The sequence below is a fragment of the Hahella sp. NS-SX17 genome, from assembly GCF_057367735.1.
Genome location: NZ_CM170632.1, coordinates 1,839,303 through 1,862,481 on the forward strand (window position 1 = coordinate 1,839,303; position 23,179 = coordinate 1,862,481).

General features: G+C 55.3%; 18 protein-coding genes. 6 read left to right on the forward strand and 12 right to left on the reverse strand.

Annotated features, from left to right (window positions below):
• Position 1: 1 nt before the first annotated feature.
• From AC2IBB_RS08375 to AC2IBB_RS08385, 3 genes are all read right to left on the reverse strand, one after another.
• A complete protein-coding gene (locus tag AC2IBB_RS08375) occupies positions 2-1,762 on the reverse strand; it encodes an ABC transporter substrate-binding protein (protein ID WP_486332426.1) in 1,761 nt (586 codons plus the stop codon).
• 113 nt (positions 1,763-1,875) lie between these two features.
• Positions 1,876-3,168 carry an NADH:flavin oxidoreductase/NADH oxidase family protein gene (locus tag AC2IBB_RS08380; RefSeq protein ID WP_486332427.1) on the reverse strand — a complete coding sequence of 431 codons (1,293 nt, stop codon included), beginning with the start codon at positions 3,166-3,168 and terminating at the stop codon, positions 1,876-1,878.
• 130 nt (positions 3,169-3,298) lie between these two features.
• On the reverse strand, positions 3,299-3,670 hold the full coding sequence (locus AC2IBB_RS08385) for a hypothetical protein (protein WP_486333934.1): 372 nt from the start codon (positions 3,668-3,670) through the stop codon (positions 3,299-3,301).
• A gap of 205 nt (positions 3,671-3,875) precedes the next feature.
• Between AC2IBB_RS08385 and AC2IBB_RS08390 the strand changes: the two genes are divergently transcribed.
• The 4 genes from AC2IBB_RS08390 (at position 3,876) to AC2IBB_RS08405 (ending at position 7,979) form a co-directional block, all read left to right on the forward strand.
• Positions 3,876-4,946, forward strand: a complete 1,071-nt coding sequence (locus tag AC2IBB_RS08390; RefSeq protein WP_486332428.1) for an extracellular solute-binding protein — start codon at positions 3,876-3,878, stop codon at positions 4,944-4,946.
• A 168-nt stretch (positions 4,947-5,114) separates the two neighbouring features.
• Entirely contained in the window at positions 5,115-6,245 is a 1,131-nt protein-coding gene (locus AC2IBB_RS08395) for an ABC transporter ATP-binding protein (RefSeq protein ID WP_486332429.1), read from the forward strand.
• Between the two features lie 8 nt (positions 6,246-6,253).
• On the forward strand, positions 6,254-7,114 hold the full coding sequence (locus AC2IBB_RS08400; RefSeq protein WP_486332430.1) for an ABC transporter permease: 861 nt from the start codon (positions 6,254-6,256) through the stop codon (positions 7,112-7,114).
• A gap of 10 nt (positions 7,115-7,124) precedes the next feature.
• Complete coding sequence (locus AC2IBB_RS08405) at positions 7,125-7,979, forward strand: ABC transporter permease (protein ID WP_486332431.1); 855 nt, start codon at positions 7,125-7,127, stop codon at positions 7,977-7,979.
• Positions 7,980-8,246: 267 nt separating this feature from the next.
• Here AC2IBB_RS08405 and AC2IBB_RS08410 read toward each other — a convergent pair whose 3' ends face one another.
• Entirely contained in the window at positions 8,247-9,116 is an 870-nt protein-coding gene (locus AC2IBB_RS08410; RefSeq protein WP_486332432.1) for a CHAD domain-containing protein, read from the reverse strand.
• Positions 9,117-9,262: 146 nt separating this feature from the next.
• On the opposite strand from AC2IBB_RS08410, the gene AC2IBB_RS08415 reads away from it, so the two are divergent.
• Entirely contained in the window at positions 9,263-10,060 is a 798-nt protein-coding gene (locus tag AC2IBB_RS08415) for a substrate-binding periplasmic protein (RefSeq protein WP_486332433.1), read from the forward strand.
• A gap of 19 nt (positions 10,061-10,079) precedes the next feature.
• On the opposite strand, the gene AC2IBB_RS08420 is transcribed toward AC2IBB_RS08415, so the two are convergent.
• The 6 genes from AC2IBB_RS08420 to AC2IBB_RS08445 form a co-directional block, all read right to left on the reverse strand.
• Positions 10,080-12,407, reverse strand: coding sequence for a pre-peptidase C-terminal domain-containing protein (locus AC2IBB_RS08420; RefSeq protein ID WP_486332434.1), 2,328 nt, complete (start codon positions 12,405-12,407; stop codon positions 10,080-10,082).
• 226 nt (positions 12,408-12,633) lie between these two features.
• Complete coding sequence (locus AC2IBB_RS08425) at positions 12,634-13,128, reverse strand: NUDIX domain-containing protein (protein ID WP_486332435.1); 495 nt, start codon at positions 13,126-13,128, stop codon at positions 12,634-12,636.
• A gap of 33 nt (positions 13,129-13,161) precedes the next feature.
• A complete protein-coding gene (locus AC2IBB_RS08430; RefSeq protein WP_486332436.1) occupies positions 13,162-14,727 on the reverse strand; it encodes a SpoVR family protein in 1,566 nt (521 codons plus the stop codon).
• A complete protein-coding gene (locus AC2IBB_RS08435; protein WP_486332437.1) occupies positions 14,720-16,024 on the reverse strand; it encodes a YeaH/YhbH family protein in 1,305 nt (434 codons plus the stop codon). Before AC2IBB_RS08435 ends, AC2IBB_RS08430 begins: the two co-directional genes overlap by 8 nt.
• Before the next feature lie 14 nt (positions 16,025-16,038).
• Entirely contained in the window at positions 16,039-17,961 is a 1,923-nt protein-coding gene (locus AC2IBB_RS08440) for a PrkA family serine protein kinase (RefSeq protein ID WP_486332438.1), read from the reverse strand.
• 638 nt (positions 17,962-18,599) lie between these two features.
• Complete coding sequence (locus tag AC2IBB_RS08445) at positions 18,600-19,955, reverse strand: HD-GYP domain-containing protein (protein WP_486332439.1); 1,356 nt, start codon at positions 19,953-19,955, stop codon at positions 18,600-18,602.
• Between the two features lie 394 nt (positions 19,956-20,349).
• Between AC2IBB_RS08445 and AC2IBB_RS08450 the strand changes: the two genes are divergently transcribed.
• On the forward strand, positions 20,350-20,820 hold the full coding sequence (locus AC2IBB_RS08450; protein WP_486332440.1) for an OsmC family protein: 471 nt from the start codon (positions 20,350-20,352) through the stop codon (positions 20,818-20,820).
• 127 nt (positions 20,821-20,947) lie between these two features.
• Here the strand turns inward: AC2IBB_RS08450 and AC2IBB_RS08455 are convergent, their stop codons facing one another.
• Positions 20,948-21,397 (reverse strand): EF-hand domain-containing protein, encoded by a 450-nt coding sequence (locus AC2IBB_RS08455; protein WP_486332441.1) that lies wholly within the window; start codon positions 21,395-21,397, stop codon positions 20,948-20,950.
• Positions 21,398-21,789: 392 nt separating this feature from the next.
• Entirely contained in the window at positions 21,790-23,013 is a 1,224-nt protein-coding gene (locus tag AC2IBB_RS08460; protein ID WP_486332442.1) for a CRTAC1 family protein, read from the reverse strand.
• Positions 23,014-23,179 lie beyond the last annotated feature (166 nt).

The window sequence follows — 23,179 nt, forward strand, 5'->3', positions numbered from 1 at the left end:
GCTAATTCCAGACTTTGATTGACTCTTCATAGCTTAGCGTCTTTCCAGGAGGATGTTCGTTGCGTTCGGGCTTGGGGGCTTTCGGGGCCTTCAACCAGAACTCGCCGGAGGACTCCGGGTTAAGCCGGGGCGAGCAGGGGCCGGGTTCTTCCCGCCCCACCGCGTCCAGACCTCTGTCCATGGCCCGGGCGAGGTCATTCATGACTTCGTCGACAGGACGATTGCCTTCCAGGGCCAATGAAATGTATTTCCACCACAGTGGGGACAGCTTCGCGTAGTTGGGAACATTGGAGCCGGTCGGCGTCCAGTAGTTACGGGCGTTGGAGCGATAGAACTCCACCAGCCCGCCAAGCATGGGGGCTTTCTCCGTCATGACGGATGAGTTGATGTCCGACAGACGAATCGGCGTGAGCCCTACCAGTGTTTTCTTGAGCGAGACTGTCTTGGATACGGTGAATTGGGCATAAAGCCAGGCGGCTTTGCGGCGGTCCGCGGGGGTATTCTTCAGCAGCGTCCAGGAACCCGCGTCCTGATAGCCGGATTTCATGCCTTCTTCCCAATAAGCGCCGACCGGTGAGGGCGCGATGCGCCATTTAGGCGCGCCGTCGGCGTTAACGATGGGCAAACCGGGCTGGGTAGCCTGGGCGACGAAGGCGGTATACCAGAATATCTGTTGCGCGATCTGGCCTGTACCGACCCAACCGCCGGCCTCTGTGAAAGTCAGGTTCGACGCCTGCGGGGGCGCGTATTTGAACCAATCGACAAACTTGCGGATGGCGTAAATCGCCGCCGGGCTGTCCAACGCGCCGCCGCGCCGAATGCTTGCGCCCACCGGGCGACAGCCTTCCACACGGATGCCCCAGTCGTCTACGGGAAAGCCATTGGGTATGCCGTGATCTCCCATGCCGGCCATGGACAGCCAGGCGTCTGAGATGCGCCAGCCGAGAGACGGGTCGGTTTTGCCGTAATCCATGTGTCCCCAGACAGGCTGACCGTCCAGCTCCTTGACGTGAACAGTGAAAAATTCGGCAATGTCCTCATAGGCGGACCAGTTGACCGGCACTCCCAGTTCATAGCCATACAGACGCTGAAAGCGTTCGCGCAGATCCTTGCGGTTGAACCAGTCATAACGATACCAGTACAAATTGGCGAATTGCTGGTCAGGGAGTTGGTAAATCTTGCCGTCCGGCGCGGTGGTGAAGTTGATGCCGATAAAGTCCGGCAAGTCCAAGGTCGGCAAGGTGACGGAGGCGCCCTCCTGCTGGACGTAATCCGACAGCGCGACCACGGCGCCGCTGCGATAATGGGCGCCGATCAGGTCGGAATCACTGATGAAGCCATCGTAAATATTGATCCCGGTTTCGATTTGGGAAAGCAGCTTGCGGACAAGGTCGTCTTCTCCGGTGATTTCATGTACGACCCGGATGCCGGTAATGTCCTCAAAGGCTTTGGAGAGCACGTTGGCTTCATACCAGTGGGTGTCGATGGTTTCCGACACCACATAAACAGTCATGCCCCGAAACGGCGCCGCAGCCTGATGAAACCAGGCCAGTTCCGCGGCCTGCTCTTGCCGGCTGAGAGTGGAAACAGAAAACTCGCCGTCCAGCCAATAGGAGACGGTTTCCTCGGAGAGCTTGGGCGCTGCGAGGACGTCGCCGCACAACGCGAGATAGAGGGCTCCAGAGGCGAGGATTTTGGGCGCCACGGATGCGCTGCCACACCGTATGTTGGAAAGCACCGGAATTGAACGCTCGCTTGTCATTGGGGGTTATTATTGTCGCTCTAATAGAACAATTTAGCCCAATATGTCGCACTCATCCATGACTTGAGTCTGAAAGACGGTCGAAAATCGTTAATTTACAGAGGTTAAGCAGTTCAGCGCGAGCGGCGCAGTGAAAGTCGCATTTCATTCAGCAAATGCCGCCTTAGCGCGCCGCCGAGTCCCAGGTTGAGATCCGGCTGGCGGCGGTTGGCCAAGTGCAGGATTTGTTGATAGTACCAGGCCGCCTGGGCTTGATTATTGAGCGCCCGTACCAGTTTGGAAGGACTCTTTGGCCCCCAGTAGCCCGCCAGCGCCAGTTCTTTCTCCGTTGGATGCGTCCGGGCGATGGCGCCGGCGAACAGCTTACGGGGAAAGTCCGGATCAGTGCAGAACGGACGGGCGACGCCAATCATCTGTGTGGCGCCGGCGGCGATCGCGTCATTCATGCCGGGACGACTGCGAAAACCGCCTGTGACCATCAACGGCGTCGTCACCGCCTTGGCGACCGCTTCTGCATACTCCAGGAAAAACGCTTCCCGCCGCCATGCTCCGGCGGGGCGCTTGTCGCTCTCCGTCGCCAGAAAAGCGGGGTTTTCATAGGCTCCGCCTGAAAGCTCCAATAAGTCCACACCGGCCAGTTGTAGCCAGCGCGCGACCTGGACGCATTCATCAAGAGCAAAGCCGCCTTGCTGGAAGTCGGCTGAGTTCAGTTTTATCGCGACAGGGAAGTCCGCGCCGACGCGCGCTCTGACTTCCTCGACGACCGCTAACAGAAAGCGGGCGCGATTCTCCAGCGACCCGCCCCATTCATCCTTGCGCTGGTTGGTCAACGGGGACAAAAACTGACTGCCCAGATAGCCGTGGGCGCTGTGGATCTGCACCCCGGTGAAGCCGGCTTCCCGGGCCAGGGCGGCGCTGACGCCAAAGCGTCGGATAATGGCTTTGATCTCGCTGCCGGGCAGAGCGCGGGGCATGGCGAAGTTACCCGCCATGCGCAATTGCACGGCGGACGGCGCGACGGGCTTGTTATTGCTGAATCGAGAGCACTGCCGTCCCGGATGGTTGAGCTGCATCCACAGATGCACGTCGCATTCGGTGACGACCTCCGCCCACAGGCGAAAACGAGACAGCGCGTCCGCATTTTCCAGTACTACGTTGCCGCTGCGTTCCAGATAGCGACGATCCACCATGACATTGCCGGTGATCAGGAGCCCGGCGCCGCCTTCCGCCCAGCGCTGGTAGAGCTGGTTCAACTGCGGCGTCGGCAGATCGTCGCCATCCGCCAGCCCCTCGGTCATCGCAGACTTGGCGATGCGGTTGGGAATAACTGCGCCGCAGGGCAATGTCAGCGATGAGGCGATATGCTCAGCGGCGACGGCGGGTGTTGAAGCGATGGCGAGGGACATGGGCGACTCCTGACGACCTGATCTGAATTCGAAACGCCGCCAGGTTAATCAAACTGCATGTCGACGGCATGCAGTTTATAACCGCAAATGCGTTCAGGCGCCAGCGTTTGAAGGCTGATGAGGGCGTGAATCAAACGTCGTTGTTGCTGGCGCCTTCCGGTACCTCGCCGCTGGACACCGGGCGTCGGTTGGAGCGTTTGTCATCCCAGCTGAGGTCTTTCGGGTCGTACCAGCCAATGTTTTGTAACACGGCCTGACGGGTATGTTCGGAAAGGGTGTCCCAAAGCGCCTGAAAGTTTTCCAGGCCGCGTTCGCGACGGGCGGCGACTTTGCTGTTCAACTCGGAAGTGATGGTGGGAAGGCGCAGCGCGTCGCCCAACTGTCCGGGTTTGACGATCACCTGGCCCCACACCTTTTTCTTGTGGGTGCGCGCAGCCAGCACTTGTTTGAGCGCGTCGGCGGCGAGGCGGGCGGTGGTGATATCGAAGTCTTCGCTGAGCATAACTGTCAAGTTGGCGACCTGGAAAGATCGCAGTATCGCAAAACGTATAATTTTAGCACGCTTCCTCGGGGATTGCGTCAGTGGGAGAGCATCTATAAATTGTCATATTTCAGTCATATGACACTGTTAGGTTGACGTGGTTTGCTGACCTGAATCGGCGACGGGGTCTTTTGTCCCGCGCTTTACTGGGAAATAAGGAAAGATCATGAAGAAAGTATTTAAGAGAGCATCCCTGACGTTATTAATCGGCGCTTTGGCAAGTAGTGTCGCCAATGCTGAAACTTTACGATTGCTGACCTGGGGCGGTTATGCTCCGGATGAAGTGGTGGCGCAGTTCGAGAAGGAAACCGGCATTGACGTGGAAGTCACCAAATCCAACAACGAAGATATGATCTCCAAACTGCGCGCCACCGGCGGCTCCGGATTCGATCTGGCGCAGCCGAGCCAGGACCGCGTCACCAGCGCCCAGGCGGACTTCAACATCTACAAACCCATCGACCTGTCTAAAATCGACTCCAACAAATTCATTCCCTCCATGCTGGAGGCGACTCGCAAGAACACCCTGCTGGACGGCAAAGTGTACGGCGTTCCTCATGTCTGGGGCACCAGCGGCCTGATCGTCAACCGTAAAAGCGCGCCTGCGGTGGCGGATTACACTGATCTGTGCGCGACGGGCCTGAACGGTGACGTATCCTACCGTCTGAAACGTCCGACGTTGATCGGGTTCGCGTTCGCGATGGGCGAAGACCCGTTTTCCGCATACGGCGACAAGAACAAGTATCAAGCTATTCTGAACAAAGTCGAAGAAAAGCTGATCTCCTGTAAGGGCGCAGTGAAGACCTACTGGAGCGGCGGCGACGACCTGCTCAACCTGATTCGCTCCGGCGAAGTCAAAGCGGCGATGGCCTGGGACTCCGGCGGCTGGAAACTGAACAGCGAAATACCGGACGTCACTTTCGTAGCGCCGAAGTCCGGCGCGCTGGGATGGATCGATACCTTCGCGCTGCCGCGTAAAACCAAAGCGGAAGAAGCGGCTTACAAATGGATCAACTTTGTCATGCGCCCGGATATCGCAGCGAAGATCACGGAATCCGCCGGTAACTTCACCGCCTCTAAAGGCAGCGACGAGTACGTCAACGCCACCCTCAAAAAGCAGTTCCAGGAAAGCTTCTCCGCACAAGCCGTGGATAACATCAAATGGTATCCACCGGTGCCTCCCGGCCTGGAAGAGATGGAAGGCAAGGTTCTGGATCGGGTGAAAGCCGCCAGACTGTAACCTCCGTTACTCTGTCGTCATAACGAAACTCCCGTCACGATGTGTTTACGTCGTGGCGGGTTGCTTTTTTCTGGCGCATTTGGCCAGGGTAAGCCCGCTAGACCTGGCGGTCGTTGGGCGCGCCTGCGGTCGCTATGCGCCGACCATTTTCAGTGTGTGCATACGTCTATGTCCGAATCAGTCACCACCTCCTTTGACCTTGAGTGTCGCAACGTCAGTAAAAATTTCTCTGCATTTACCGCAGTAGACGACGTGTCTTTCCAAATACCTCAAGGCAGCTTTTTCTCTATTCTTGGTCCTTCCGGGTGCGGTAAAACCACTTTATTGCGCATGTTGGCGGGATTTCAGCAACCTGACTCCGGGGATATTCTCATCAAGGGCCGCTCCGTGCTGGATACGCCGCCGAACAAACGGCCGGTGAACATGGTGTTTCAGCACCTGGCGCTGTTTCCCAATATGACGGTGGCGGAAAATGTGGCCTATGGTTTGCGCCGCAGAAAAACGCCGCGCCATGAGATTGAGACGGCGGTGAAGGATATGCTGGCGCGGGTGGGGCTGCCAGACTCGGGCGGCAAACGCATTGATCAGTTGTCCGGCGGACAAAAACAGCGTATCGCCATCGCCCGCTGTCTGGTGCTGAAACCGGATGTCTTGTTGCTGGATGAGCCGTTGGGGGCGTTGGATCTGAAATTGCGCGAACAGATGAAGGTCGAGCTGAAACACCTGCAGGAAAAGTTCGGAACCACCTTTGTCTATATCACCCATGACCAATCCGAAGCATTGGTGATGTCCGACCATATTGCAGTGATGAATAAAGGGCGTTTTGAGCAAGTGGGCGCGCCGCAGGAACTGTATTACCAGCCTGACACCGCATTTGTCGCAAGCTTTGTCGGCGACAGCAATTGCTGGCGCGGAACCTTGATCAGCCGAGACTCAGAAGGCGCGGCGATTCGCACGGCCAGCGGCCTGCAGTTTCGTGTGGAGGGCGCATTGGCGGGGCTGCAGCAAGGACAGGAAGCGCAGATATATTTGCGGCCGGAGGCGGTGAAGATCGAGCTGGCGTCTGCGATGTCGCATGACGATACAGGCGCTGGGCGCGGAGGGGAAAACCGTTTCGGCGGGGGGGTGGACGCAGTGTTGTTCGATGGGGCCCGCAGTCAGGTGCAGGTGAGTCTGGATCACAGCAACGAATCCATTTCCGTGGCGCTGCCGCAAACGCCAATGTTTCACAATATTGGTAAAGGTCAGCGTGTGCTGCTGTCCTGGGCGGCCGGCCAATGTCGCTGTTTTCCAGTGTAGGGGGCGCCATGAAACCCCAACACTTCAAATTCGGACTAGCGTTGCTGCTGACGCCGATACTGTTATGGCTGACGCTGCTGATTGCGTTGCCCCACGTGGATATGGCGTTGATCTCTCTGCGCGAGCGTGTGTCCGCTGGGACTTATGCGTTCAGTTGGAGCAATTACACCGCCTTTTTTACAGAGCCCCTGTATTGGCGCACTTTCATGCGGACGGCGGTCATGTCGATCATGGCCACTGCTTTGACGCTGTTGATTGCGTTTCCGATTTCCTTCTATATCGCCAAGGTGGCGCGGGGAAGGCTGCGTCCGTTGTTGTTTCTGCTGTGTCTGGTGCCGTTCTGGGTCAGTGAGCTGGTAAGAACCTACGGCTGGATGATTCTACTGCGGGAAACCGGCGTGCTGAGCTCCCTGCTGCAATGGCTGGGCTGGGTGGACGGCCCGGTGGAGATGCTGTATCAGGACGCCACCATCATGGTGGGGCTGGTGTACACCTCCATGCTGTTTATGGTGGTGCCGCTGGTCTCCACGCTGGACAGCCTTGACGACAGCCTGATTGAGGCCGCCTACGACCTGGGCGCCAGTCATTGGCGGGTCATGCGCGATGTGGTGATTCCCCATGCGGCGCCGGGCATCGTCAGCGGCTGCATCGTGGTGTTCATGCTCACTCTGGGCAATTATCTGACGCCCACTTTGCTGGGCGGCAAAGACAGCCTGTGGTTCACGGAGCAGATTTATACCCAGTTCATTACGCGATTTAACTGGGAGCAGGGGTCCGCTTTCGGAATCTTGCTGCTGATCCTGTCTTCGCTGATTGTCTGGACTGGGTTACGTCTGTCGCGGCAGTCATTCACTAAAGTGATGAGCTAAGGAGTTTTTTATGCTGGCCTCTATTCCATCCAGCCGTTACTTCCGCGGCGCTTATCACGCCTATGTGGCGGCGTTTTTCATTTATCTGGCGGCGCCGCTGACGGTGGTGGCGGTGTTTGCGTTCAATGATTCCCTGTTTCCGGCGATGCCCTGGAAAGGCGCGACTCTGGACTGGTTCCTCGGCGAAAAGTCGCCGCAACTGGGTATATTTCATGACACCGAACTATTGGAAAGCATTCTCGTCAGTTTGCAGGTGGCGGTATGTACGACGCTGGTGAGTTTAGCGTTGGCCACCTGTAACGCATTTCTGTTTGAGCGACATGATTTTCCCGGCAAAAATCTGTTGTATGTGTTGATGCTGACGCCGCTGGTGATTCCTGGCGTCATTCTGGGGGTGTCGGTGCTGGTATTCAGCAGCAGCATCGCCAACTGGGTGGAGGAAACGTTCTCCTACGATTTGGAAATGCTGCGTCCGGGGCTGGTTCTGGTGGTGATAGGACAGTTTGCGTTCATCACGACTATCGCCACCCTGGTGATCTCCGCGCGCCTGCGCAAGTTCGACGTCAGTCTGGAGGAAGCGGCGCTGAATCTGGGGGCGTCTCATTTTGACGTATTGCGCACCATTACGCTGCCGTTCCTGAAGCCTGCGCTGGTCGGCGCCGGCATTGTCTGTTTTCTGATGTCCTTCGAAAACTTCAACACGACTCTGATGCTGGTGGGATCGGACGCCCCCCTGACCATCGCCATGTTCGACCGTCTGCGGGAAGGTTCAACGCCGGTGCTCAACGCGGTGTCTCTGCTGTTGATGGCGGGCTCCGGCGGGCTGGCGGCGTTGTCGATATTCGTAAAGCGCAAGGACAGTTAGAGCGCGATATGCGTCGGCCGCGCATGGCGACGCCAAAGGAGGGACTGGTAATGCTTTTTCCTTTGGCGTCCGTTTCCAAATGCTGTGAGGGAGAAACAAAAAAAGGCTGCAAAGGCAGCCTGAATGTCGCTCTAAAACTTGGTGATCGCTGTTTAAGGAAGCCGAATGTTTACAGAGCCTTCTTCTCAGTGGCCGAACCGCGTGGAATTCCTTTCCGGCCACTGTTGGACACAGTGTAGAAGGGGATCGTTGCAGACAGATGACAGGTCAGGAAACCTGTTTTCTTATCAAATCCCTGAACTTATCGTCCTTATCCGCGAAGCGGCGCGCGGCCTGTTGGTCCACTTTTTCCCATAACGCCTGCTGTGCGGCGCTCAATTCCAGGCGTATCTGCTCGCGTCCGCCAACGTCTGTATCCGTTACGGCGTGCTCCAGCAGATTCAGGTCGTTGGCGTCGCCCAGGCCTTCGGTGACTTTTTTCAGGCCGTTGTGAAGGCGGCGCAGCGATTTACTCCAAACGGGCTTGATCACGCGCAGCGCGTACATCAGGTCCTTCAGCCGCTTGCGCAACTCATGACGGTCTTCCGCGTCGATGCCTCCCCGAACCCGCCGAAACTCGACTTGGCCTCGCCGATACAGGCGCGCCAGACGCATGCAGAGCCAGTCGGCGTCAATGTCGTCGGACCAGGGACGCTGTTGCAACAGATCTTTGTGTTGCAGCAACAGGCAGTTGGCTTCTTGTAGCAGCGTTTGAGTCTTTTCCTGGTCTGGCGGCGGCGCGCGTTCCGCTTCTTCCTTAATAAGCGCGCCGATTTTATCGATGTCCGGGTGTGACGGCAGGGAGGCTGCGAATTCGCTCCAGACGTTGACCATGACAAAACGGTCGCGGTGTGGGGCGAGAATATGGGCGGTGGAGCTTAGCGTCTGTCTTAGATCGTCGTGGGTCTCAAGGCAAACCGGCTTGAGCAGTCTTAACAGTGCGCGCAATTCCTTGATCAACTTGCGGGCGTTGTGTACGGCGGAGTCAAAGTCGAAACGGGTTCTGATCAATTCCAGCGCAAGGTCATTGATCAGACTTTCCAGATAGCGCTGCAGCTCCTGCTCCAGTGGTTTGTCAAAACGCGTTTGATAACGCATAAGAGTGTGATTTCCAGAGTTAAACGAATAGTTCCTTCAGGCGCCATGAAAACAACGATATCACCCCGCATGGCGACCTGTCTGCATGAGACTATACTTAAGGTATTTCTTCTCAGACCATGACACCGACCAACGGAGCCGGCTAAATGTCGTTGTATTTGACAAAGGCGCGCCAGGCAATAGGGAGCGCCTTGTGCCTGATTCTGCTCAGCGGCTGGGCCGGGGCGGTGGAATATACTCTGGTGACGGGAAAGGACGCTTACCCGCCCTTTAGTGGAGAAGAGCTGCCTAATGGCGGTCTGGTGACAGAGATTATTCAGACTGTGCTGGAGCGCAGCGGCGCGGCCGTGAAGATAGAATACCTGCCCTGGAACCGGGGATTCCGTCTGGCGGAAACGGGAGACGTGCTGGGCGCATTTCCTTATGTTAAAGACCGTGATCGTATGGACGCCTTTTATTTTTCTTCGCCTTTGTATGTGACGGTGGAGCAGTTCTTCGTTCGTCGAGGCGAGGATATCAAATATACCCGCGATGAAGATCTTGCCGGATTAGTGTTATGTCGCCCTTTGGGATATAGCCTGGAGAGCGTACAACCGTTGCTGGATAAGGACATCGTCAAACTATGGACTCCCAACGATCTGGAAACCTGCTTCCAGCTGCTGGAAAGCAAGCGTGTGCATCTGGTCCCGATTGGCGTCATGGTAGGACGCTCGACCATCGAGCGCTTATTCGGAGACCCGGAGCACTTCCAGGCCCTGTCCAAACCTTTGCAGGTTAACGGACTGCACCTCATCATATCCCGCCGCCGTCCAGACGCAGAGGCCATTATGACGGACTTCAACAAAATCCTGTTGGAGATGTGGAAGGAAGGAGCGATCAGGAAGATTTATGACAAGCATCATACTCAGATGCCGACGGATGAAATGTTAAAAGCGGCGCCTTAGGCGCCGCGCGTCAGAAGGGTTAGCGACAGTCCGCGCAGAGCAACACGCCTTTCTGTCCAGGGGATGGCAACTCAATATCGCTGTCGGAAGAACTCATGGATAAGTATCCGCCTCTGGCGTTGGGAATGCCTGTCGGCCAGGAGTAGGCCAGGTCGACGGCGCATGCTCCGCCTGGCGGCAACTGCATGGCGTATTGACCGTTACTGGCGCTGCTGAGGCACTTAGACGACAGGCCATAAGTCCCCCAGCTTCTTTTGGCGATAATCTCATCAACATAGAGGAGTTGCAGCGCAAGGTTGGCGTTTTGGCCGCCCTGGTTGGCGAACGTCAGCGTGCGGGTGCATTTCTTGCCGGGATTGCACCCGTCCAGCATGACTTCACCTACGCCGGCGCTGTTCACGTCCAATCCGTCAACTGTCACTTTTGGGCTCAATGTTGGCTTGAACTCAGGGCTGAAAAGCGTCAGGTTGCTGGCGCGATCCCGGGTTCTGATGCGGACTTTGTAGGTTACATCCGGCTTCCAGGTCCAGTTTGCGGCGAACTCCAGCGAGTTGGTTCCACTCTTCTGAGTGTAGTTGGGCGTAAGGTTGGTCACTAGAGTATTACCCTGGTATAAATCAAGGCTCACGCGACTGCTCTCGCCAGTCCAACGCCAGATAACGCTCAGCTTTTCCCCGGAAGAGACGGGAGGGACGATCAGCATTTCCGGCTTTTTCAGCTCAAAAGCGGGGCTCAGGCTCTTTTTACCCGGGTTCAGGTTGTCGCTGACGCGGATTTTGTACTCGCCCACCCGGTTGTAGGTCGCGTTCCAAACCAGGGTGTTGACGCCGTTGTTAAGTCCGCCACTGGACGTGATCGTTGTGATTTTGGCTTCATTATTGGCTTTGACCAGATCTACGGTAGCGTAGCTGCCCGCGTCAAAGCACTCGGCGCGCCAGCTGATCGGCAGCTTTTGCCCAACAAAAGCCGGATTCGCCGCACTGACGTCACTGATGCTGGTGGGGCAGGGCGGTTCTCTGTCCCAGGTGGCGGTAATGTCGTAGGCGACGCCATTAAGAACTTCCAACTGGCCGGAATATTCCGAGTTAGTGGAACGGTCCGCCGTGACAGAGGTGGCGTTTTCAACACTGACGTACCACTCCCCGTAAGTCAGATTGTCGATCTGCAGCGTCTTGTAGTTCCCGGCGTCAGTGACCGCCACATCGGCGTTACTGGCGAAGGCGGGCTCGCCTTTTTTCAGGTACAGGTTAAAGTCGTAGCCATACTCGCCATTCAGCTCAATGGTCAGGTACTTCTTGCGCGGATCTTCAACGTTGATCTTGAAGTGGTGATACTGCTTGTCGCCAATCTTGATATGGCCGGCGTCATAATGCCCGGTGTTTTCATCCATATAACGAGTGCGACCGTTTTCCAGATCGCCTTTGATACGCACTTGGGGCTTATAGCTGCCGTCAAGGCTGCCGTTGATCGCCAGCGCGTACATGGCTTTCGTCAACTCCTCGGCCTTTGCTTCATGACTTAGCTCAGGATGTCGGCCGCTCAGCACCAAAGTTCCGCTATGCGGGCTATTCGGGTCGCGCCAGCTCCAAACTGCTGGATATCGGTCGGTCCGCCCCAGGATTTCTACGCCTTCAGGATACTGGTTGGACTGTGATTTGAATATGTAACCACCGCCTAAGCTCATAATATTGGGAACTTCTCTATACCCGATCTCATCGCCAATGGTGTCCGTCAGGTACACCGTCTCGGTGGAGTCAGGCATGGGCAGGCTTTGACCAGGATATAACCTCAGGCTGCTAGCGTTGTCATCAGCTAGTCCAGAGCCAGCGCAAAAGCCTGTATACCCGCCGCCATTTTGTATGAATTGCTGGATATTCTGGGCGCCGGTGCGTAGAACGGGACTGGTGGTCCCTTTCAGGAGGTTGGCGTGAACGGAGCCGCCACTCGGTGTTGTCGAAGTCCTTAAGAACGAGGCTGCGCCGATATTCAACATGCGGTAACGGGGGGCTCCATCGGGGTACAGAAGACGGCCGTTAAGGTCTATATCCGAGCCGATGAACTTTTCTATGAATTCTTGTCTGTCTTCCTCGTCCACTTCACCGGTCAAGATGTCGTAGGCGCGGTAACTTAGCTTCTCATAGGACAGACCAAGCGACTCGAAATGTCTGGTGGGTGAGGCGGAAATGCCCGGGCCGCCGTCAATCAGGACGTCTTTATAGAAGCCTTCTCCCGCCGGTATGGGGATGTCTGTCAGTTGGTCCGCATTGGCCTGGCTGGCGAGGAGGAGGGAGGAAACAAGTATTTTTAGCGGTAGTCCGACCGCGTTTTTATAAGAGCGTGCTTGCATAATGATTCCCTGGATTAAGCAATGAAGGTATCAATCGTCGATGTCTCAGCCGGTTTGTGAGCGATCTCTCGATTGGGTTTCAGCGCTTCCAATGATAGGGACGACGAGGGCGGCGGGATTGTAAAAATGTGACATTAGTTATCGATCAGTGATTCATCGAGCACAAAAGGCGGGCTTAAGGCCCGCCGATATGGAGTACTCAAAAGAGATATGCGAAAGAGGGTTGTTAGAGCGCCAGCAATCCCTGCTTGCTCAACCAGTCGCGCACGGCGAGACCGGCGCCGAAATTCCAGGGCTTGAGCTTTTCCGGTGGGATGCGTTTGTATTCGGCGAGTTCGTCGCCTAATTGGATTTCTCCGTTACAGCGTACATGAAAGGCCAGGATCAGCTGATTTTGTTCATGAAAGGCGTAGTAGCCGATAAAGTGGGCGCTTTCGCCCTTCAGTCCCAACTCTTCGGAGACTTCACGCAGGGCGCAACGCTCAGGGGACTCGCCAGACTCCAGAAAGCCGGTCTGAATGGACAGCATGCCTTGCGGCCAGGTTTTATTACGGGCGAGGATGATATCGCCCTCATGCTCCACCAGCATGGCCACGACCGGCGTCGGGTTGTCCCAATGTACAAAGTCGCAGCCATCGGAAGCGCAGCAGCGCCGCGCTTTGCCATCGATCTGTCGGGTGGTGAGGTTATCGCCGCAGAGCGGGCAGAAGTGGAAGTTCATCGCCGCCTGCTCCGAGTCAGCATTCTGGCGGCGTCAGTCATGGGCGTCGTCCTCCTCTTCTTCGCCGTGTTGAGGACAACTGAAACTGCGCAAAGTAACCTCGCCATCCACGGAGTTGAGGTGGATGTCAAAGCCCCATAACCGGTGGATATGCCGCAGAACTTCATGCACGTCTTTTTCATACAGAGGAACGCGGTCGAAGGGCGTATGCCGCAGAGTCAGCGAGCGGTCGCCGCGCACGTCTACGTCCCACACCTGAATATTCGGGTCGCGATAGCTCAGGTTGTACTGCCGCGCCAATTGCTCACGCACGGCGCGATAGCCGTTGTCATCGTGAATGGCGGTGACGTGGTACTCGCTGTCCATTTCATCGTCCAGAATATTGAAGAATTTGAAGTCGCGAATCACTTTCGGCGACAGGAACTGCAGGATGAAACTCTCATCCTTGAAGTTGCGCATGGCGAAGTGCAGCGTCTCCAGCCAGTCTGAACCGGCGATATCCGGGAACCAGGCTTTGTCCTCCTCAGTGGGCTCCTGGCAGATACGTTTGATGTCCTGGAACATCGCAAAGCCCAGCGCATAGGGGTTGAGGCCGCTGTACCAGGGACTGTCGAAAGGCGGCTGATACACCACGGAGGTGTGGCTTTGCAGGAACTCCAGCATGAAGCCGTCAGTCACGAGCCCCTTGTCGTATAACGTATTGAGCAAGGTGTAATGCCAGAAGGTGGCCCAGCCTTCGTTCATCACCTGGGTCTGGCGTTGCGGATAAAAGTACTGGGCGATCTTGCGCACGATGCGAATGATTTCCCGCTGCCAGGGCTCCAGCAAGGGGGCGTTCTTTTCAATGAAATAAAGGATGTTTTCCTGCGGCTCGGGCGGAAAACGGCGTTTCTTCTGGGTTTCTTTTTCCCCTGGTTTGGAAGGGATGGTGCGCCACAGGTCGTTGACCTGCTTCTGCATGTATTCTTCCCGGTCCCGCTGCCGGCGTTCTTCCTCCGCCGCGGAAATCGGGGCGGGACGCTTATAGCGGTCCACCCCATGGTTCATGATGGCGTGGCAGGAATCCAGAATCTGCTCCACGGCCTCCACGCCATGACGCTGCTCGCACTGGGCGATGTAGTTCTTGGCGAAGATCAGATAGTCGATGATCGCGCTGGCGTCAGTCCAGGTGCGGAACAGGTAGTTGCCTTTGAAAAAGGAGTTATGCCCATAGCAGGCGTGGGCGATCACCAGCGCCTGCATCATCACGGTGTTTTCTTCCATGAGATAGGCGATGCAGGGGTTGGAGTTGATGACGATCTCGTAGGCCAGACCCATTTGGCCCCGTTTATACAGCTTTTCTGTCTGCAGGAACTGCTTGCCGAACGACCAGTGGTGGTAACCCACGGGCATACCTACGGAAGAGTAAGCGTCCATCATCTGTTCGGCGCTGATGATTTCCACCTGGTTGGGATACGTGTCCAGACCATACTCTTCCGCACACTTGCGAATTTCTTCGTCATAACGGTTGATCAACTCAAAGGTCCACTCGGAACCTTCGGATATAGGCCTGCGATCCGCAGGCGGAGCGGTGCTGGTATGTTCAATTGCTTCAGGCATAGTCCACCTGCTTTTGGAACAGCTTGCGGAATACCGGGTAAATATCGCCTACATCCATAATCTGCTGCATGGAGAAGCGTTCCCGGAAGGCTTCGGTGAGCTTTTCATACTCATGCCAGAGCATCTGGTGCTCGTGGGGCGTTATTTCGATGTAAGAATAATATTGCACATAGGGAAGAATGGACTCCGCCAGCAATTTGCTGCAGCGCGGAGAGTCGTCGTTCCAGTTGTCGCCGTCGGAGGCTTGCGCGGCGTAGATATTCCAGTCGTCGGTGGGATAGCGCGCCTCCATAATCTCCCGCATCATCTGCAATGCGCTGGAGACAATGGTGCCGCCGGTTTCCCGGGAATAGAAAAACTCCTCTTCATCCACTTCCTTGGCGCTGGTGTGGTGACGGATGAACACCACTTCGATCTTCTCGTAGTTACGCTTCAGGAACAGATACAGCAGAATAAAGAAGCGCTTGGCGATGTCCTTGTGGGTCTGGCTCATGGAGCCGGAGACGTCCATCAGGCAGAACATGACCGCTGCGGTGGCCGGTTGCGGTTGCTTGACGTGCTGGTTGTAGCGGATGTCGATTTCATCAATGAAAGGAATGCGCTGTACGCGGCCTTTCAGGCGTTTGATTTCCTCTTCCAGCGCGCGAATCTGGTCTTCCTTGCTGAACACAGGGTCCGGGGTCTCCGGCGAGCGTTTCAGCGCCTCCAGTTGCTCCTCCATGTCGGAAATTTTCTTGCGCGTGTTGCCGGACAGAGCCAGACGGCGGGCGTAGGCGCCGCGCATACTGCGAATGACGTTGATTTTGGCCGGCGTACCGTGTGTGGTGTAACCGGCGCGAACGAATTTGTAGTTGGAAGTGTCTTTCAGCTGCTTCTGCACCAGATTGGGCAGCGCCAGATCCTCAAACATGAAGTCGAGGAACTCTTCCTGAGAAATCTGAAAAACGAAGTCGTCAATGCCTTCGCCCTGGTTGCTGGCTTTGCCCTGCCCGGAGCCGCCTCCGCCGCCGCCCCCTGGCGGCCGCGGGATGCTGTCTCCGGTGACAAACTCTTTATTGCCGGGATGGGTGACGGAACGGCGTCCACCCTTACCGTGTCGGAACGTCGGCTCGCCGATGTCCTTGCTGGGGATGGAAATACTCTCCCCGCGGTCAATATCAGTGATGGACCTTTTATTGACCGCATCCGCCACCGCTTTTTTGATGTGCTCGCGATAGCGGCGCAGGAAGCGCTGTCTATTGATAGCGCTTTTGTTCTTGCCATTGAGTCGACGGTCGATGATGTGGGTCATACCCATAATGGACCCTCATGTTATTGCGACTTGCGAACCCGTAGATACCACTCGCAAAGTAAACGCACTTGTTTTTCAGTATAGCCACGCTCGATCATGCGCCGCACAAATTCCTGATGTTTCTTCTGGTCCTCCTGGGACGCTTTCGGGTTGAAGGAGATGACCGGCAACAGGTCTTCCGTGTTGGAGAACATTTTCTTCTCAATGACAGTGCGCAGTTTTTCATAACTGAGCCAGGACGGGTTTTTGCCATTGTTGCTGGCCCGCGCCCTCAGGACAAAATTGACCACTTCGTTGCGGAAGTCTTTGGGGTTGCTGATGCCGGCCGGCTTCTCGATTTTCTCCAGTTCATCGTTAATGGCGGCGCGGTCGAAGATTTCGCCGGTTTCAGGGTCGCGGTATTCCTGGTCCTGAATCCAGAAGTCGGCGTAGGTGACGTAGCGGTCGAAAATGTTCTGACCGTACTCGGAGTAAGACTCCAGATACGCGGTCTGAATTTCTTTACCGATAAATTCGACATAATGCGGCGCCAGGGACTCTTTGATGAACCGCAGGTAGCGGTCATGAGTTTCCTGTTGGAACTGCTCCTGTTCGATCTGCTTCTCAAGCACATACAGCAGATGCACTGGGTTGGCGGCCACCTCGGTGGTGTCGAAGTTGAACACCTTGGACAATATCTTGAAGGCGAAACGGGTGGAAAGACCGTCCATGCCCTCGTCGACGCCTGCGGAGTCTTTGTACTCCTGAATCGACTTCGCTTTGGGGTCAGTGTCTTTGATGTTCTGGCCGTCGTACACCTTCATTTTTGAGTAAATGCTGGAGTTTTCCGGCTCTTTGATGCGAGACAGACAGGAGAACTGCGCCAGCATGTTCAAGGTGTCGGGCGCGCAGGGCGAACCGGCCAGGGAACTGTGCTTGAGCAGTTTCTTGTAGATTTTGACTTCCTCTGACACCCGCAGACAGTAAGGCACCTTGACGATGTAAATACGGTCCAGGAACGCCTCATTGTTCTTGTTGTTGCGGAAAGTCTGCCACTCGGATTCGTTGGAGTGAGCCATGATGATGCCTTCGAACGGCACCGCGCCCATTCCCTCAGTGGTGTTGTAGTTACCTTCCTGAGTGGCGGTCAGCAATGGGTGCAATACCTTAATGGGCGCTTTGAACATCTCCACGAATTCCAACATGCCCTGGTTGGCTTTACAAAGCCCGCCGGAGAAGCTGTAGGCGTCCGGATCGTGCTGGGGGAAATCCTCCAGCATGCGAATGTTGACCTTGCCGACTAGAGCGGAGATGTCCTGGTTGTTCTCGTCGCCGGGTTCGGTTTTTGACACGGCGACCTGATTGAGAATGGAAGGATACAGCTTGACCACTTTGAATTTGCTGATGTCGCCATTGAACTCGTGCAGGCGTTTCACCGCCCAGGGCGACATGATAAAGCGCAGATAGCGGTTGGGAATGCCATATTCCTCTTCCAGAATTTTGCCGTCTTCCGCCGGATCGAACAGACCCAAAGGCGACTCGAAAACAGGGGAGTCCTTGATGGCGTAGAAAGGTTGTTTCTGGAACAGGTGCTTGAGCTTTTCAGCAAGAGAAGACTTACCGCCGCCGACCGGGCCGAGCAAGTAAAGAATCTGTTTCTTCTCTTCCAATCCCTGCGCCGCATGTTTGAAAAACGACACTATTTGTTCCACGCACTCTTCCATGCCGTAGAACTCTTCAAATTCGGGGTAACGTTTGATGACTTTGTTAGAGAAGATGCGGCTTAACCGTTGGTCGCGGGATGTGTCGACCAGTTCCGGTTCGCCGATGGCGAGAAGCATTCTTTCTGCGGCGGATGCATAAGCGGTGCGATCCTTTTTGCAGATCTCCAAATACTCCTCCAACGTGTACTCTTCTTCCTTGCGTGAGTCGTATCGACTGGCGAATTGACTGAAGATGCTCATATAGGCCCCCTCTTGTGATGAATAGCTCGCTTAGTGGCGCTAAAACGTCGACATGATCAGTGACCGGCTATCGTGGAACTGGCGGCTTCGCCTTGCTCAGACAGGGTCATCATGCGCCTCTTTGGAGCTTTATGCGCGCCCCACTTCGGCTGCGTCCGGCCTGCAGACAAGTTTCCTGACATTTCTTCAGCGCGCCCGCAGGCGTCACCGCCGAACAGATGTGAGAAAACGTTTCTGAATGCGCCCCAACACCACTTGCATGAAGTATTCCGCTTATGAATTAGCATAGTTCAGATCTATACAATTGGATAGGAATTAATTTTCTTAGTTTCATTAAAATTTTTTATATTTCATTCTGTTACGTTAGGTGACACATTAATTTGAATGGGATGGCGACCCTTTTTTGCGCGGCTGGCTAAGGGCGTTAGGTGTCTGTTGTATCTGACGTGTCAGTGGGGACGCGCCTGTTTAGGGCGTGCTAGATGAACGCCAGGAATTTCAAGCGTAAAGCGCACTCAAAAGCGGCGCCGCTGCCGGAATGAAGCATCAAGAAAAGAGCAGTGAGAGGAGGCAAGGCGGCGGGCGCCCGATAAAGCAGCGCGCCGCCTGGGTGTTCTTATGTCAGAAGGCGGTGACCGTCAGGCCACTTTTTCCGCGCTTGGCATGGCCTTAAGCGCGCCCATATCCAGAACTCGGATGGAATTGGTCAGCGCTTTTTTGAGTTCAGGAGTAATTTTTTTCTCCTCTTCGAGATAGAGATACAGCACTCTCCCCAATTGTTTCAACTGCCACTGTAGCTCCTGATACATCAGATCCATCTCCACGATTTCGCGGCCGACTGTTTGTATGATCTTGTTTTCGACTACATGCTGTAACCAGCGGCCTAAAGGCGCGCTCAGCATGCCGGAGCGGGTCACCAGCGTCCACAGGCGGTCTATTTTTACTTTGGCGACCCGCATGCGCTTGATGTGCTCACGCTCCGCCAGTATTTCACGTAGCGCGTAGATGTTCTCAACCATGCTTTCCAGCAACTGGCGCTTCTCCATCAGCTGTGTCGACATGCTGCTCAGATCACAGGAAACTTCCGCCTGGGTGGCGGCGTGATTCACTTGTCGCAGCACAGACATCAGCGCCATATGCACTTGGTTGGGGAAGAAAGAACTGTCGATCTGGAAGACCGGCATGACTTCGCCGAGGTGAAGTTTGTCATTAAAACGGCGTTTCTCACAGATGGCGTAGGTTTCATCCGCCATCGCCACAACCTGGCCGACGATGCACAGGCTGTCTTCGAACAGGCCGGCGGGGTAGCCGCTGCCGTCCGCGCGCTCGTGATGCTCCTTGACCGCGCGGCGAGTAATGTCAGGAATCTCTTTAATATATGACAGGAACAGATCGCCGATGAGGGTGTGGCTCTGCATGGCGCGCCACTCTTCCGGCGTGTATTCACCGGTTTTCGCAACGATCTGCGGATCGATGTGGAGCATGCCGGCGTCGTGAGCCAATCCGGCCATGAAGGCGGCTTCACGCTCCTCCTCGCTCAGATTCATGCGTGTCGCCATGGCGAATCCTAACCATGCACAGAACAGCCCCTTCTGATATTCCTTTGGCAGACGTTTGCACAGCACAGTGACTTTCTGCACCAGCAGGTCGTAACTGCCGTACTTCTCGCACACGGCGATAAGGCTGGCCTCCAGACGCATGGATGAGTGAATTTCCAGCAACCCTTCGAAGCGATCGAACATTTGATGAATGTCGCGATGAATCTCCTGCCCATAGAGGGCGTCGTCCACATTGACGGACACTTCAAGCGGCTTCACCAGTTTATGGTTCAACAACCTGCGCGCGACTTCTGGCTTGATAGCCAGCCCTTTTTTAACCAGAAGCATCCCGTCCTTGTTGTATATGTCCTCGGTAGCGATAACCGCATTAGTCTCGTTCACCTCCGCCAGATGGTTCGTATAGTGATCGGGGGTTGTCGGATCGTATTGCTTCATTACAGTTTTCCTGCAGAAATCAGAGTTTGACGTCATGCCATTTGGACGAGGTGAAAGTTTGGGGGGCGCGTGCGATGTGATCGAATATTGCTCAAATATAGCTCAGTTGTAGCAAGACGATAGTGTATTTCTGCGCATATTTTGCAAACGAACGTAACTAACGTATCTGAAACGAAAAAGCCTGAAAAATCAGAGAATGATTGGCCAAATTCGCCAGTTAATTGTCTCGTTTGGCTGTATTGGCGGATAAAAAGTACTCTATATTTGGAGTGGGCCGAGTAATGGTGGGCGACCTAAGCGGCCGATCGAAAAAGTCTGTTAACATCTCCTTCATGAAGCGCCGCGCGCCGACAATCCGGCGTGTGGTTTATTTGGCTGATTCAAGGAGGTGTGAATGTCTGAGTATTTCGCTACCGTGCGCTGGCGCAGAGGCGCGCAGGACTTTGTTTCCAACCAATATAGTCGCGGACACGAATGGGAATTTGACGGCGGCGTTCGAGTTCCCGCTTCCGCGTCCCCGCATATTGTCCCTTTACCTTTCTCCGTCGCGGAAAATGTGGACCCTGAAGAAGCGTTCGTCGCTTCCCTTTCCAGTTGCCACATGCTGTTTTTCCTTTCCTTCGCCGCGAAGCGCAGATTCGTGGTGGATAGCTACGAAGATCCTGCGATTGGCGTTCTGGCTGAAAACGCGGAAGGCGTCATGATGATGACCCAGGTGAGGCTGCGTCCTCGCGTTGAATTTTCCGGCTCAGTCAGGCCGACGCGTGAGGAGCTGGAAGCGCTGCACCATCGTGCGCATGAGAGCTGCTTTATTGCTAATTCTGTGAAAACGGAAGTCGTGATGGAATTAGATGCTCAGGAGTGAGCTGGAGATCTCAGTCAGGAGACTTGCTTTGAAGAGGGCAAGTGGCTGGAAATAAGGAGCCAAAGCGTGCGTCAAGTAGCGCCCGGATTTAACTTATAGACGCACGCTTTGGCTGAAACTGTCCCGCTTATTGGGCGGGTGCGGCTTCCAGATCTGCTGGCGCTGCAGGATCTACAGCCATCTCAGGCTGAGGCTCCGCTTCGTACAACTGTCCAGCTCTGGAGCCGGATGCGGTGGCCTCACCGCTGTACACTACAAACTCGTCGCGGCTGATTTCGCCATTCTGATCAATATCGATCTGGGCGAATGCTTCATTGATGCTGGAATCAGCTGCGGCTTCTTCTTTGTTGATTACGCTGTTACGGTCAGTGTCCAGGTATGAAAACACCTGCTCTACCGCTGGACCTGCGTACTGGTCGGAGCTGGCGGGCGCTTCAGTGATTTGCACTGGGGCGCTCATTTCAGTTTGAGGCTGTTGCTCCGCCACAGGTTGTTCGGTTTGAACGCTGGTTTCGTCAGAGCAAGCAGTCAGTGCTGCCAGGAATGACGCGGTTACAATTGCGAGTGCTTTATTCATACTCTAATACCTACTAAGTTGGTGTCCTTGTTTCCATTTCTAAGGAGGCTGGCCTGAATGTGCGGATTCAAGGCTCCTCCTGTTAACCTCTCCCTTCGTGAGGTAGCCGGGCTGCTTAGCCTCAGCGTGTTTCGCCCTAGGTATTACAAGTTCGGCGCCAACTCTTGAAACTCATTTTAAAACAATATGTTACGGAAATACGATGTGATTGGTGGCGCGTGACAGGGCGTTTGAGAGTCGCAGATAAGAGACGGCGGTGGCGTCTATGCAGGCAATACTATAAATATCAATAAGTTATGAGTTGCTAAAAAGCAACGGGGGCAACAGGCGGATTAGCGTATGTGTTGGGCGGCCGGGCGAATTCGCCGCGCCTGGCCGCAGATTGGGCTTTTTTATTCGTCCAGAGAGATCAGGGTGTTGATCGCCGGGTTAAGCAATTCGAGGCGCTTGCCGTCGGGCTTGCGAGCCAGTATGCGAGTGACGGACTCTCTGGCGCCAACTCCGAAAATCAAACGTGGGCTTTGGTCCGTCATCAAGCCTACCCCGGATGTCGCTTGTCGGGTATAACTGCGCAGGTTATCCATTTCAATAGTGACCTCCGTCCCCAGCCATTCCGGCGAGTCAGGCAGTTGCAGGGCGATGAAGTTGGCGTCGGCGTTATTCAGAAAGGCGCGCACGGGACCATCCATATTCAACCAGGCGATGTCTGGGCGGCCATCGCCGTTCAGATCCGCGATGACGGGGGACTGTCCGAACCAGGAATTGTCCAGCTCCAGGGCGTCAGCCTGGAAGAAGCCGGTAGCGTGGCCCATTCCAGTAGGCAGTTGCAAAAATGCCTTACCCGCCAGTTTGCTGACCTTGTGAATCGGCCATTTAATGTAGTTCTGCGCCACCAGCAGATCCATTTCGCCGTCCAGGTTTATGTCTTCAAATACGCCGCCCCAGCCGAAACCGTAGCCAGTTAATTGGTACGGTTCAGTCATGTCGGTGAAGCGAAAGTCGCCGTCGTTACGCAACAGCACATTGGCGCGGGCGTGGCTGGGATCGTTAAAAGTGGCGCTTCTGAATGCGTCAAAAGAAATAAAGTTGCTGATGTAGAGGTCGCCGTCGCCGTCCTGATCAATGTCGGAGACAGTGACGGCGAAGGAAACGGTATTATCAGGCAATAGAACTGGCAGCTTTTGCGCAGTGAAGCGGCCGCTGTCGTTCAAGTAGAGATAGACGCCGTCATTGCGGGCGATAATAAGGTCCACTTGGCCATCCGCGTTCATGTCCATTGCTGTTGCGCCGTAGGTGGCCGCCGAGGCGGATAGAGCTGTTCCCTGGATGATGTCGCGCAATTCTCCATCCCGCAGGCTTAACAAGGCGTCGTCCTGTCCTTCGCCGCCGCCTACAAAAATCTCTTCCTTGCCGTCGTTATCAATATCCAACACCGCCGCGCCGCTAAAAGGGTGAACCTTTTGCGTCCAGTGGTGGACGAAGTCCGTTTTCACTTCCTTAAAAGGAGAAAGCTTCAGACTGGCAGGGGCCTCGCGGATGTCCTCCAGAGAGGAGGCGCAGCCGGTAAGGAAAAAAGGTAAAACTAATATGGTGCGGAAAGCCGCTGGTGTTTTCATGAAGAGTATCCGCATGGTTCGTAAGGAATATGACCTAAAGATAAAGTAGTCGATTTGGCGCAGTTATCAGAGTTCAAGCGATGCTTGTCTGAAATACCCGGCTTAGTGTTCATAAATCCAGCTGCGCCAGTTACACTTCTTCGCGTAAAAATACCCAAAAAGATTA

What these genes read in the sequence shown, in the direction of transcription:
- AC2IBB_RS08375 (WP_486332426.1), bottom strand. Translation starts at nt 1,762, where the DNA reads ATGACAAGCGAGCGTTCAATTCCGGTGCTTTCCAACATACGGTGTGGC.
- AC2IBB_RS08380 (WP_486332427.1), bottom strand. Translation starts at nt 3,168, where the DNA reads ATGTCCCTCGCCATCGCTTCAACACCCGCCGTCGCCGCTGAGCATATC.
- AC2IBB_RS08385 (WP_486333934.1), bottom strand. Translation starts at nt 3,670, where the DNA reads ATGCTCAGCGAAGACTTCGATATCACCACCGCCCGCCTCGCCGCCGAC.
- AC2IBB_RS08390 (WP_486332428.1), top strand. Translation starts at nt 3,876, where the DNA reads ATGAAGAAAGTATTTAAGAGAGCATCCCTGACGTTATTAATCGGCGCT.
- AC2IBB_RS08395 (WP_486332429.1), top strand. Translation starts at nt 5,115, where the DNA reads ATGTCCGAATCAGTCACCACCTCCTTTGACCTTGAGTGTCGCAACGTC.
- AC2IBB_RS08400 (WP_486332430.1), top strand. Translation starts at nt 6,254, where the DNA reads ATGAAACCCCAACACTTCAAATTCGGACTAGCGTTGCTGCTGACGCCG.
- AC2IBB_RS08405 (WP_486332431.1), top strand. Translation starts at nt 7,125, where the DNA reads ATGCTGGCCTCTATTCCATCCAGCCGTTACTTCCGCGGCGCTTATCAC.
- AC2IBB_RS08410 (WP_486332432.1), bottom strand. Translation starts at nt 9,116, where the DNA reads ATGCGTTATCAAACGCGTTTTGACAAACCACTGGAGCAGGAGCTGCAG.
- AC2IBB_RS08415 (WP_486332433.1), top strand. Translation starts at nt 9,263, where the DNA reads ATGTCGTTGTATTTGACAAAGGCGCGCCAGGCAATAGGGAGCGCCTTG.
- AC2IBB_RS08420 (WP_486332434.1), bottom strand. Translation starts at nt 12,407, where the DNA reads ATGCAAGCACGCTCTTATAAAAACGCGGTCGGACTACCGCTAAAAATA.
- AC2IBB_RS08425 (WP_486332435.1), bottom strand. Translation starts at nt 13,128, where the DNA reads ATGAACTTCCACTTCTGCCCGCTCTGCGGCGATAACCTCACCACCCGA.
- AC2IBB_RS08430 (WP_486332436.1), bottom strand. Translation starts at nt 14,727, where the DNA reads ATGCCTGAAGCAATTGAACATACCAGCACCGCTCCGCCTGCGGATCGC.
- AC2IBB_RS08435 (WP_486332437.1), bottom strand. Translation starts at nt 16,024, where the DNA reads ATGGGTATGACCCACATCATCGACCGTCGACTCAATGGCAAGAACAAA.
- AC2IBB_RS08440 (WP_486332438.1), bottom strand. Translation starts at nt 17,961, where the DNA reads ATGAGCATCTTCAGTCAATTCGCCAGTCGATACGACTCACGCAAGGAA.
- AC2IBB_RS08445 (WP_486332439.1), bottom strand. Translation starts at nt 19,955, where the DNA reads ATGAAGCAATACGATCCGACAACCCCCGATCACTATACGAACCATCTG.
- AC2IBB_RS08450 (WP_486332440.1), top strand. Translation starts at nt 20,350, where the DNA reads ATGTCTGAGTATTTCGCTACCGTGCGCTGGCGCAGAGGCGCGCAGGAC.
- AC2IBB_RS08455 (WP_486332441.1), bottom strand. Translation starts at nt 21,397, where the DNA reads ATGAATAAAGCACTCGCAATTGTAACCGCGTCATTCCTGGCAGCACTG.
- AC2IBB_RS08460 (WP_486332442.1), bottom strand. Translation starts at nt 23,013, where the DNA reads ATGAAAACACCAGCGGCTTTCCGCACCATATTAGTTTTACCTTTTTTC.